Origin of the sequence: Escherichia sp. HH26CH (genome assembly GCF_009820205.1) — a bacterium.
In the GTDB taxonomy this organism is placed as follows: Bacteria; Pseudomonadota; Gammaproteobacteria; order Enterobacterales; family Enterobacteriaceae; genus Escherichia; species Escherichia coli_F.
In genome coordinates, this window is the sequence record NZ_VNXM01000040.1 from 218,668 (window position 1) to 230,219 (window position 11,552).

General features: G+C 52.9%; 9 protein-coding genes. 1 reads left to right on the forward strand and 8 read right to left on the reverse strand.

What is annotated here, in order from left to right; translation table 11 throughout:
- Positions 1–144: 144 nt before the first annotated feature.
- Genes mukB through cmoM form a run of 4 tightly spaced genes read right to left on the reverse strand, consistent with a single transcriptional unit; the run spans position 145 to position 7,394 of the window.
- Positions 145–4,605, reverse strand: coding sequence for a chromosome partition protein MukB (gene mukB / locus FQ015_RS15080; protein ID WP_160524221.1), 4,461 nt, complete (start codon positions 4,603–4,605; stop codon positions 145–147).
- Positions 4,605–5,309, reverse strand: coding sequence for a chromosome partition protein MukE (gene mukE / locus FQ015_RS15085; protein WP_001295931.1), 705 nt, complete (start codon positions 5,307–5,309; stop codon positions 4,605–4,607). The genes mukB and mukE overlap by 1 nt, the downstream gene beginning before the upstream one ends.
- A complete protein-coding gene (gene mukF, locus FQ015_RS15090) occupies positions 5,290–6,612 on the reverse strand; it encodes a chromosome partition protein MukF (protein ID WP_001288856.1) in 1,323 nt (440 codons plus the stop codon). The genes mukE and mukF overlap by 20 nt, the downstream gene beginning before the upstream one ends.
- Positions 6,609–7,394: a tRNA uridine 5-oxyacetic acid(34) methyltransferase CmoM gene (gene cmoM / locus FQ015_RS15095; protein WP_088541646.1), complete on the reverse strand. Its 786-nt coding sequence runs from the start codon at positions 7,392–7,394 to the stop codon at positions 6,609–6,611. The genes mukF and cmoM overlap by 4 nt, the downstream gene beginning before the upstream one ends.
- A 135-nt stretch (positions 7,395–7,529) precedes the next feature.
- Between cmoM and elyC the strand changes: the two genes are divergently transcribed.
- Positions 7,530–8,309, forward strand: coding sequence for an envelope biogenesis factor ElyC (elyC, locus tag FQ015_RS15100; protein WP_160524222.1), 780 nt, complete (start codon positions 7,530–7,532; stop codon positions 8,307–8,309).
- On the opposite strand, the gene FQ015_RS15105 is transcribed toward elyC, so the two are convergent.
- The 4 genes from FQ015_RS15105 to ycaQ form a co-directional block, all read right to left on the reverse strand.
- Positions 8,286–9,179, reverse strand: a complete 894-nt coding sequence (locus FQ015_RS15105) for a YcbJ family phosphotransferase (RefSeq protein WP_000436922.1) — start codon at positions 9,177–9,179, stop codon at positions 8,286–8,288. The two genes, elyC and FQ015_RS15105, sit on opposite strands and share 24 nt — an antisense overlap.
- Before the next feature lie 153 nt (positions 9,180–9,332).
- Complete coding sequence (kdsB, locus tag FQ015_RS15110; protein ID WP_000011610.1) at positions 9,333–10,079, reverse strand: 3-deoxy-manno-octulosonate cytidylyltransferase; 747 nt, start codon at positions 10,077–10,079, stop codon at positions 9,333–9,335.
- Positions 10,076–10,258: a protein YcaR gene (ycaR, locus tag FQ015_RS15115; RefSeq protein ID WP_000350058.1), complete on the reverse strand. Its 183-nt coding sequence runs from the start codon at positions 10,256–10,258 to the stop codon at positions 10,076–10,078. The genes kdsB and ycaR overlap by 4 nt, the downstream gene beginning before the upstream one ends.
- Before the next feature lie 51 nt (positions 10,259–10,309).
- On the reverse strand, positions 10,310–11,542 hold the full coding sequence (gene ycaQ, locus FQ015_RS15120; protein ID WP_160524223.1) for a crosslink repair DNA glycosylase YcaQ: 1,233 nt from the start codon (positions 11,540–11,542) through the stop codon (positions 10,310–10,312).
- Positions 11,543–11,552 lie beyond the last annotated feature (10 nt).

An 11,552-nucleotide genomic window follows, 5' to 3' on the forward strand; every position in this document is an offset into this window, starting at 1 on the left:
ATCTTCAGTATATAAACGCCGATACGTTTTTACATAACCTAATGTAAAGAAGTTTAAAGAAAAGCGCGCCAGAATGTGGCACTTTTTTAGTGCAGAAACGGAGTTTTCAGAAACAGGAAAGGCGGCATCGCTGCCGCCTCAATCTTAACTCGCCTGGGAAGGCGCTTCGTCAGTTCCAGGAAGCGTTTCAGGGAGTTGCGGTGCAAAACCACGCAGACCGACTACGTGAACGTGTTCGGTATTCTGGAAGACTTTACGCACCAGTTTATAGGTGGTGCCTTTTTCCGGGCTGATATTTTCCGGCGCTGCGATGATGAGCTGCATTTGCAAACGCTCACACAATTCAAACAGCGTGGCGATGGAACGGGCATCCAGTCGCGCTGCTTCATCAAGGAACAGCAGACGGCAAGGAGAGATATCTTTACCGCGCAAGCGGCGAGATTCATCTTCCCAACTCTGTACCACCATCACCAGAATCGACATACCGGTACCAATAGCCTCACCGGTCGACAATGCACCAGATTCCGCGCGCAACCAGCCATCGGAACCACGGTTAACCTCAACTTCCATTTCAAGATAGTTACGGTAATCCAGCAGTTCTTCACCGATGGTCTGCGGCGTGCGCTGCCCCATATCAATCTGCGGATTAAGGCGCTGATACAGTTTCGCCAGCGCTTCCGAGAAGGTCAGACGGTTGCTGTTAAACAGATCCTGATGTTGTTCGTGCTGTTCAGAGAGCACATCCAGCAGCATGGCGTGCGTTTCACGCACGTTCACGTTGAGGCGCACGCTGTTCACCTGACCGAACGATACGTTCTGCAAGCCCTGGTTGAGCATACGGATGCGGTTCTGCTCGCGCTGAATGGTTTTACGGATGATGTTCGCCACGCTGCGGGAACTGATCGCCAGTTTCTGTTCGCGGGACGTTAACTCTTCAGTCAGACGGCTAAGTTCGATCTCCATCTGCTCGATAGCTTCAACCGGATCATCGGTACGAATAATATCCTGACGAATACGCTCGCGCAGATGCTGATAAACCGCCACGAAGAACTGAATTTTACGTTCCGGACGTTTTGGATCTTCCGACATACGCAGCACGTCGCGCAGATGTTCGTTATCCGCTACCGCGAGACGCAACGCACCCAACGCCTTATCCGACATGGAACGCAAATCATCCGCGGAGAGATAAGCCAGCTCACGGCGGTGTAAGCGGCGCTCAACACCGTTATCTTTCACCATGCGCATCACTGCACACCAGCCCGCTTTCGCGGTCACTACCTGCTCGCGCATCTCAAAGTAATCACGCTCCAGCTTGCGCAGTTTGCGGGTCAGGTTGTCCATCTCCGCTTCGCAGAAGGTAAGCGCTTTTTCCAGTTGGTTGCGACGTGAACGGTTATTGCTCAGCTGCGCATGTAACTCATCACGGCGAATACGCGCCCGCTCTTCTGCCCCGCTATCAGCACGCACGCCGATATCCTGCAATTCACGTTGCAGATCGTTGAGTAGCTCTTTTTTGGTGTCATACGAACTTTTCAGCGAAGCCAGTACCTGGTTGTACTGACTCAACTGCGCTGCGTGTCCGCGCAACGCTTCACGAGCGCGGGTACGCTCCGCTTCCGCCTGTTCCAGACGTTCACGCAGTTTTTCGTTGAGATCGCTGTTACCGCTAAGCATTTCTGCCGAGTCAGAGTAGCTAAAGTGCGCACGACGCTGCACCACTTCCGTCAGGGCAAACGCCTGCTGACGGGCATCGCGCTGCATCTGCTGAGAGTACGCGTAATCTTCTTTTAACTGTTCGAACTGTTCCGGGTCACTCTGCAATACCGAAACGATCGGTTCCAGTTTCGCCAGTTGATTACCGAACTGCTGAACAAAACGCGCGGCTTCCTGGGCTTCATCCAGACGTTCGCGGATTTCATCGACGCGATCCGCGAGGCTGTCATCAGCCAACAAGTTGAGACGCGGCAGAATGCGGTTCAGCGCCGTAACACCCTCTTTCGCCTGCTCAAACTGAATACGCTGCTGCTGGTTATCATTTTCATGATTACTCAACGCCCGCTCCAGTTCGACGCGACGGCTGTTCAGTTGACGGATTTCGGCTTCCGGATCAGACTCAAACGCCACCGCCAGATGGCTGCCGATAAAGCGGCTGAACGCCTGATGCAGACGCTGGGTTTTCTGTACATCAAAGGAGAGCGTGGCGAAGCGTTCGGAAAGCACTTCACGCTCGGCATGGAGGCTTTCAATACGGCTTTCACGCGCAGCACGACCAAACAGCGGCACTTCCGGGAAACGTGAATAACGCCACTGACGATCGGCGATTTTCACCACTACCGCTTTTTCCAGCTCATCAACGCTGAACACGCTGTCATCGAATGACTGCGGATCCCCTTCGATCAGATAGAGATCTTCCGGGCAATCGGTCAAGCCTTCCAGGTGTTCGGTTACCTGTGACAGATCTGGCACCACGATGGCGTGGCGTGACGGGCCATACAGCGCTGAGAAGTACGGCGCATCTTCCAGGCTAACGTCGTCATAAATTTCTGACAGCAGCACGCCGCCAAAACGCTCCGCCAGCGCATTCAGACGCTGATCTTCAGAGCCGCCAGGCTGGCTTAAACGTTCGATCTCTTCATCGACGGCGTTTTTGCGCGCGCCTACTTCATCGCGTTCAACAATCGCCTCGCGCTCACGCTCCAGCAACTGTTGCAGATATTCGGTGACGTCCTGGCTGGAGGAGAACTCTTCGCCGCACTGTTCGCTCAACTGGTTGAGACTGTTTTGCGCTGCCAGCCAAACCGGTGCACGCTGCATCAAACTCTGAATGCGAGACTGCAGCTGTTCCTGCTCCTGACGCAGTGCCATACGCTCTTCGCGGGCGTTAGACACGCTATCGGAAAGAGAGGCAATGCGCGCTTCCAGCTCCTGATGCAGAGCTTCCAGTTCATCAATATCAAAATTCTTGCCCTGACGTTTGCAGAAATCTGCCAGCAGGCGTTCGGCTTCTTGCTGTTCACGCAGACGCTGTTCCAGTTCGCTTAAGCGCATCCGCAACGGCTGAACCTGCTCAGCCAGGTGACGCTGATCGACCCCTTCGCGCAATAGTTCGCGAGCGACATCCCACGCCTCGTTACGCGCCAGCGGGCCGTTGATTGCCACCACCAGCTGATAAGCCTGCTCAAACTGGCTGTGCGCGGTTTGCGCCATGCTCATTTTCTGCTCAAGAGAGAGCATTTTTTCGGTCGCTTCCAGCTCTTTCGCCTGGAAGGTTTCCAGCCAATCGGCGGCGCTGTCGGCGGTTAATTCCGGCAGATGACACAGTTCTTTGGCACGATTAAGCGCAGCAATCGCCTGGTTGTACTGGATAGCGCGCGTTTGTTGGACGTCCAGCGCCTGCTGGTAGTCAGCAAGCTGGCTTTTCAGCTCGTCCACTTCCAGCTCGGCAGCTTCCGCACGAGCCTCATTCTCTTCCTGGCGTTCGATGGCTTCTGCCACCACTTCGTTTTGCTCTTCCAGACGGATCTGCAGCTCATCGAGATCCGCTTCGTAGCGTTCGATCTTCTCCTGCTGACGCAGTGCGGTTTGCACCAGGTTCAGGTGATCGCTGGCCGCCTGATAATCCGCTTCCAGATCGCCTTCGGCACCGTTGTGCTCTGCCAGCTCACGCGCCATATCGACGTGTTTGTACTGCTCAGCCGCCAGTTGCTGACGCGAAGTATGTAGCTCGCGACGAAACTCCAGGGCCTTATCGAGATGAACACGGCGCTCGTTGGCGTGACGCATGTAGTCCGCCGCCACGTAGTTAGTCGCTTCGCTGATCAGATGCTTGAACAAGTCACGGTCAGACTGGGTAACACGAATCGCTTCCAGCGTCATACGGTTTTCACGCAGCGCCGCTTCCATGTCCTGAAACGCTTTACGCACGCCGCTATTTTCTGGCAACAGGTAGTCGCGCAGAGAACGGGTGATGGCGCTGGAAATCCCGCCGTACAGCGAAGCTTCAATCAGACGATAGAATTTACTACGATCAGACGCTGAGCGCAGACGACGTGCGATGATGCCCAGATCGAACATCAGCGAGTGGTAATCGGTAATGGAGTTGAACTGCTTAAACTGCACGCCTTCCATCGCCTCGAGCTTGTCTTTCAGCTCGTTAAGCGGCAGCACGCGCGCCTGGCGTTCGTTCAGAGTTTCGGTCACCAGTTGTGTCGGCTGCACCGACATCGGCAAGCCCTGAATGGCAAACGGTTTGATATCCACTTTACGATCGCGTCCGGCAACCTGTTGCAGACGCACACCGACCACTACGCGCTGGTGGCGCGAGTTAATGGTGTCGAGCATCGAATAACAGACACCCGCTTTCAGCTTACCGTGCAGACCTTTATCGCGCGAACCGCTGGTGGCCCCGGCTTCCGTGGTATTACGGAAATGCAGCAGGGTCAGGTCGGGGATAAGCGCCGTAACGAACGCCGCCATGGTGGTGGATTTACCCGCCCCGTTACCGCCAGAAAGCGTCGTGACCAGCTCGTCAAGGTCAAAAGTTCGGGCAAAAAAGCCGTTCCAGTTAATCAGCGTCAGTGAGCGAAATTTACCGCGTTCAATCATTATTCTTCCTCTCCGCTATCTGGCTGACTCTCTTCGGTTTCATCGTTGAGTTGCAGATGATTTTCAATCGGCATTGCTTCACCATCACGAATCAGGCGACGCTGTGCTTCACGGGGATCGTCGCCAGCACGCACATCGGCGCCGAAGCGGAACACCGATTCGGTAATGCGGAACTTGCTGCTGTCGTGGCCCATAAACCACACCATGCCTAAACGACGCAGACGGTTGAGCGAAGAACGTACTTTTTCCTGCAACTTCTGCCGGTCAACGTCTGAACCGGTTGAACGGTTGTTCACCAGTTTCAGCAGTTTCGCTTCATCGGCCAGGGTGAGCAGTTCGTCGTACAGTTCCTGTTGAGTAAAAATCCCCTCATTCGCCAGCCGTTCCGGGCTGAGATAGAGATAACAGAGGATTTTCCCGACCATCATATCCAGTTCCGACAAGACGGAACGAGGGATCAGCGTGGTGGAACGTGGGCGTAGATAGAAGAACCCTTCCGGTGCACGAATAAGCTCAACGTTATAACGCGCGTAAAACTCTTCCAGATATTCCTGAAAATCCATCAGGAATGCATGATTATCCAGTTCGTCGAGGCCAATATGGCGGCCTGAACGTAAGGCGCTATCCAGCGCCGGAAATAACGGATTCGCCAGCGCCTGCGCCAGCTTAACCGGCATCACTTGTTCAATATTTGTCGATGACATGCGCCTGTACCTTGGCTCCGTAATCATTAATCGGCTGCCATTTCGCTGGCAGTCCGGTGAAATCTGCTTGCGCTACGCCAAGACGTACCGCCTGATCGATAACAATACGCGCAACGTCAAAGTGACGCGCACGCGGATACTGTGACAGATATTCGCGTACCACCAGACCAAGATCCAACGGCACTTGTCTGGTTTTGTACACGGCAAGTTGTTCTTCGATGATCGCCGCCAGCTGTTCGCGGATCTCGTTAAACTCTTCGTACTCCAGATCCTCAGGAAGTTCCCCAGTCACTTCTTCATCGCGCAGTACCATCTCTTCGTCACGCATATCCAGCAGACGATCGGCATTGGCATAAGTTAGCGCCCACGGCTCATCAAAATAGGTTTGTACCGACTGACGTAACCGCTGAGCAAAGACGCGGTTTTTATCCATATCGATCGCAGTACGAATAAATTTGTGTACGTGGCGGTCGTAGCCAATCCACAAGTCGATGGATTGCTGGCCCCAACTGATAATACGGTCGAGTTTGCTCTGCAGATCGAACACCAGACGATCGACAAAATGCAGGTCGTCATGGGTCATCGTCGCATCCTGAATGCGTAACAGGTTGGCCTGCAATTTATCGCCTGCCGCTTCCAGCGTATCCTGCAATTCACGCAGCGTTCCGGAAGTTTCTGAAAGCAACAATTCACAGCTGGAAATCGCCGCCCGCCAGTCTTTGTTCAACAACTGGGCGATATCGTCCTTCACCTGCTGCTGCTGTTCATCCATCAGACGTTGCGTCAGGTCGATGCTGTCGAAAATTTCTGCTACCGAATATTTCAGTGGCGCATAAACATTACGGTGCCAGTGAAATTCATCACCGCCCTCTTCGGCGGCATCTGCTGCGCGTTTGAGCTCACCCGCCACAATCGACAACTGCATAGAAAGGCGCAGCGTCGAAAACTCGCGCTGACGGATGTAGTAATCGGTAATACCGATGCCAAGCGGCGTCAGACGGTAAATTGCGTTCCCTTCAGCCTGCTCGCTGGTAAAGCGGTTCAGCAGACGTTGACGAACCATGTCGTTGATCGCGTTGTTGGCGCGCACGCCGATGGTTTCGCTGGTTTGCTCAAACGCATCACTCACATGGCGGAATGCATCCACCAGCTCGCCTTCACTCATCTCACCATCCAGACGCTCGCCGTTCAGCGTGGCAACCGCCAGCAGAAAAGAGAGTCGGTCTACCGGCAGCGAGATGGAGAAGTCATTTTTTCTGGCCCAGGCAACCAGTTCGGGGACTGTCTGGGAAAATTCACTCATACTTTATCCTTGCTCTGCGGTTTGCGCGCGGTGACATGAATATAACGCCCCAGGGTAATATACGGTTCCTGACGGCAATAACGCGTTTCTAATTCAAGTAATGCTTCATAGCAGTCGCGCTGCTGGTGCTTCTCGCGCAGATAATCATGAAACACGCGAACGCCTGTCTTACCCAGAATTTGCCAACCAGCTTCTTCCAGCCACAGATAAACCTGCGCCGGGTCGCGTGGATAATCTGGCGAAAGCGTCCGTTTTTTCTTTTTCGGCATTCCCGCCTGCACGTAATCAAAATTCCCGGCGACCATGTTATGCATCAACAAACCATGCGCATTGTAGAACATTAACGACAACACGCCGCCTGGACGCAACACTGACCACAGGGTCTGTAATACGCTGCGGGGATCGGCCACCCACTCGAGCACCGCATGGAACAATATCAGATCAACGGGCGTTTCCAAATGCGAAGCAACATCCTGAGCGGCGCAATGTATAAATTGCATGTTGTCGCTCACACCTTTTGCTTCTGCCGCCTGTTTTGCGCGGTCGATCATCTGCGCTGAGAGATCGCATAAAATGACCTGATGCCCACGCTCGGCCATTTTGATTGCGGTCTGCCCTTCTCCACCGCCAGCATCCAGCACACGCAGTTTTTGCGAGCCCATTTCCGCCAGCACGCGATCGAGATCCTGCCACAAAATAGCCTGTCGAAGCTGCCCTTTGGTGGTGCCGTAAATGTTACGGGAAAACTTTTCCGCAATATCATCAAAATTGCGATCCTGCATTGCTTTCTCCACCGGTTGGCTAAGACGTTTTCTGATAAAGACGCTATTTTGTCACAGCCACGGCGAGAATGAACCCGTCTGGTGTAATATCGCTGGCGATCCCTTGCTATATGGTCAAAAAAGGAACCAGAAAGGATGCTTTTTACACTGAAAAAAGTGATTGGCGGTATGCTGCTGCCACTTCCGCTGATGTTGTTGATTATTGGCGCTGGCCTGGCGCTGCTGTGGTTTAGCCGTTTTCAAAAAACCGGGAAGATTTTTATTAGCCTTGGGTGGCTGGCGCTCTTGTTATTGAGTTTGCAACCGGTAGCCGATCGCCTGCTGCGTCCCATCGAAAGCACCTATCCGACATGGAATAATTCGCATAAAGTGGACTATATCGTGGTGCTCGGAGGTGGTTATACCTGGAACCCACAATGGGCACCGAGCTCGAATTTAATCAATAACAGTCTGCCACGTCTGAATGAGGGTATTCGCTTATGGCGCGAAAATCCGGGATCAAAGCTGATCTTCACGGGAGGCGTAGCAAAAACCAATACGGTGAGTACAGCCGAAGTAGGTGCAAGAGTTGCGCAATCGCTGGGCGTGCCGCGCGAGCAAATTATCACTCTGGATTTGCCAAAAGATACCGAAGAAGAAGCTGCGGCAGTGAAACAGGCAATTGGTGACGCACCTTTCCTGCTGGTGACCTCCGCATCACATCTGCCGCGGGCGATGATCTTTTTTCAGCAGGAAGGGTTAAATCCGCTACCAGCCCCGGCGAATCAGTTGGCCATCGACTCGCCGCTTAATCCGTGGGAACGGGCAATCCCTTCTCCGGTTTGGTTGATGCATAGCGACCGCGTTGGCTATGAAACGCTTGGCCGGATCTGGCAGTGGCTGAAAGGTTCGTCAGGCGAGCCACGGCAAGAGTGATTTTGATGCCAGATCGAAGTTACGCCGACTAAATCGTCCGGTATTAACCAGTTGCGCAACTTCATCCCATAACACATACAACCAACGCCGCCAGATGAACGACTCCGCCACTGGCGCGCGTTGCAGATAACTCCAGAGCAAATCTTCCGCCAGAGAATTATCCATTAGTCGGAACAGTTCGTATTCTCGCGGTGCCCAAAGCATTAGTCCCGGTCCGACCATCGCCAGTAACTGATCGCTGCGCGAATCTTTCAGCATGCTGCGTAAACAGAAGTTACCGTGAATCAGTACACAATTGTCGTTAAAGCCTTCAAATAATGCCGGGAGACATTCGCGAGTGCGAAACAGGATCCGCTTATCCTGCATCGTTAGACCGGTGTTATTGAACTGATTGAGCGTAGTCCATAGCACTTCAACATGTTGCCGGTACCATGAGGGCCAGAAATTTTCCTGAGTATTGTCGACCGCGCCGACGCAACCACGACTGTCCTGACGGTGCCAGGCCAGTAAGGCTTCAACGATTTGGTCTTTGAGTTGTTCCCAGCGTTCTGGTGTTCGGGCTGGTGCCTCCACCGAAACACCACGCATCCGCTCCAGTAGCAGGACATCGGGGCCGGGGTGTTCTTCATGCGTCATCACACCATAAATAGTCGGCATACGGACAGTCCCACTTCTTGCCAGCATGGTGGTTTTCCATGCCAGCTGTCGGGCTTTTCCGGGCGTACTAAAGCTTCTTGCCATTAACGGCATTGGGTTTCCCTGGCTGTCATACAAAGCCCACAACGCCGTATCCGCTTTTTCATTGACGCACTCAATACGACTGAGTTTTTCGCCCAGTAAATGGCTTAATTCGGCACGCAGCTGTTCCATTCAGATTACCCTCATAAAAGCTACTGCTTTCATAATGAGCGCCAATATAAAAGATGTCACCTGAATGAGATCAATTGTTGAAAAGAAAAATTGAGGAAAATCGTAACGGTACGACACTCCTCCCAAAATTGGCTGGAGTGTCGTGAAGTGAAATTAGCGCATTTCAGCGCGAACGCGCTCGAGATCTTCAGGGGTATCCACTCCTGTACCAGGAACTTCCTGAGCAACAGCAACGTGGATTTTTTCGCCGTACCACAGAACACGAAGCTGCTCTAACATTTCGATATGTTCTAACGGACTTGGCTGCCAGGTAACATAACGACGGATAAAGCCTGCTCGGTAGCCATAAATACCAAGATGACGCAGGAAGTTATCGCCTACGGTTTCAAGGTCTTTTGCAAAACGATCACGATCCCACGGAATGGTGGCGCGAGAGAAGTACAGTGCGTACCCTTCGGCGTCGAGAACCACTTTCACCGCATTCGGGTTAAACGCTTCTTCCGCATTGTGGATTGGCACCGCCAGAGTAGCCATACCCACCTGACGCTGAGCGAGGTTATCAGCAACCTGACGAATGATTGTCGCAGGGATCATCGGTTCATCACCCTGCACATTAACGATCACCGTGTCGTCGCTGAATGCGCATTTTTCGACAACTTCCGCCAAACGTTCTGTACCTGACTGATGATCGGCGCGCGTCATACATACTTCGCCGCCAGCGGCTTCAACAGCGCGGGCAACATCCTCATGATCGGTTGCCACGATGATGCGCTCGGCACCTGATTCGCGCGCGCGTTCAAGAACATGAACAATCATGGGTTTGCCGTTAATATCAACCAATGGTTTACCGGGCAGACGCGTGGACGCGTAGCGCGCGGGAATAATGACCACAAAACTCATGATTTACTCTCATCAGCAGTCAGCACGCGGGCTTCCGTTTCCAGCAACACTGGAATGCCATCGCGCAGCGGGAAAGCCAGGTTGTCCAGTTTGCAAATAAGCTCTTGTTTTTCCTGGTTATACCAAAGTTTTCCGTTGCAAACCGGGCAGGCAATGATTTCAAGCAGACGATGATCCATAGTTCCTCCAGATGGATCGGGTTATGAATGCATAAATCTTATCATAATCATTTATGCGACGGGGTCTATTTCCCAGCCAGTGCGGCAATCAGTAAAGAGACCTTGCGGGCAGCGTCCTAATGTCACCCGCGTTGCCTGCTGCCAGCTCGCGAAATCAGTAATTGCCTGACGTAACCCTTTTTGCAGCGTTGTCGTTGGTTTAATGCCTTCCTGTAACCACAGAGAGATAACTTCAAGGATGCCTGTCTGGCGATGCATTTTGGCATCCATTCGCCCAACTAATTGCCCACGATGTAATAACGGCAGAACAAAATAGCCATACTGGCGTTTCGGCGCTGGGGTATAGCACTCCAGCCGGTAGCTAAAATCAAAAAGCTGCTCCGCGCGTTTGCGATCCCAGACAACAGGATCAAAAGGCGAAAGTACCGCGCTGTGCGTTGCAGTGAGCTTTCCGGCGAGCGCGCGTTCGAGTAGCGGCAGCAAATCAGCATGCAGCCAAAGATTGCCCAATTTTTCAACATGCACAGCAATGATTTGCTGCTGTTCAGCCCTCGCTTCGCGCCAAGCCGCCAGTGCCGGACGTTTCAGCCGATAGTAATCTGCCAGCCACTGTTCGCGGAATATGCCCAGGCTACGCGCACTGTTATCCAGCATGATGATTTCTGCTTCTGTTTGCGAAACGAGATCGCGCTCATCATCCCAGTCAGGCATGACACGGTGGGTTAAATCATAAACGCGCTGGAAGTTGCGCCGTTCAATCACCATCACCTTTCCGGCAGTAAATAAACCTTCCAGATGCCGTTTATGCGGCTTCCATTCCCACCAGCCGCTTGCACCTTTACGAGAATGCTCGAAATCGGCTGAACGTACCGGCCCCTTATCATGAATATGTTGAATTAACTGTGCAATTTCTGCCGCATGTTCCTGCATCCAGGCGTCTTTGTATTTCCAGCCCATTTTTTCAGGTGCCAGCATGCGGTGGCGAATAAGACGAAAATCGCTACGTGGCATAAAGCAGGCTTCATGCGCCCAGTATTCCATTAATTCGCCACGCGCCAGAGACTCATCCAACCACTGCGCAGGATAATTTCCCAGACGACTGAAAAGCACCAGATATGGGCTACGGGCAACAATATTGATGGTATCAATTTGCAGCAAGGACATGCGGGAAATCGTTGCCAGAATATCTTCCAACGACGCTCGACGGCGGGGTTTGTTTAACAGGCCTTGCGCAGCAAGGTGAAGATTACGCGCATCAGCAAGGGAGAGGTGCGGCAGCGACATTCATGACTCC

Excerpts from the sequence above, each read along its gene's own strand:
- mukB (WP_160524221.1), bottom strand. The coding sequence starts at position 4,605 with ATGATTGAACGCGGTAAATTTCGCTCACTGACGCTGATTAACTGGAAC.
- mukE (WP_001295931.1), bottom strand. The coding sequence starts at position 5,309 with ATGTCATCGACAAATATTGAACAAGTGATGCCGGTTAAGCTGGCGCAG.
- mukF (WP_001288856.1), bottom strand. The coding sequence starts at position 6,612 with ATGAGTGAATTTTCCCAGACAGTCCCCGAACTGGTTGCCTGGGCCAGA.
- cmoM (WP_088541646.1), bottom strand. The coding sequence starts at position 7,394 with ATGCAGGATCGCAATTTTGATGATATTGCGGAAAAGTTTTCCCGTAAC.
- elyC (WP_160524222.1), top strand. The coding sequence starts at position 7,530 with ATGCTTTTTACACTGAAAAAAGTGATTGGCGGTATGCTGCTGCCACTT.
- FQ015_RS15105 (WP_000436922.1), bottom strand. The coding sequence starts at position 9,179 with ATGGAACAGCTGCGTGCCGAATTAAGCCATTTACTGGGCGAAAAACTC.
- kdsB (WP_000011610.1), bottom strand. The coding sequence starts at position 10,079 with ATGAGTTTTGTGGTCATTATTCCCGCGCGCTACGCGTCCACGCGTCTG.
- ycaR (WP_000350058.1), bottom strand. The coding sequence starts at position 10,258 with ATGGATCATCGTCTGCTTGAAATCATTGCCTGCCCGGTTTGCAACGGA.
- ycaQ (WP_160524223.1), bottom strand. The coding sequence starts at position 11,542 with ATGTCGCTGCCGCACCTCTCCCTTGCTGATGCGCGTAATCTTCACCTT.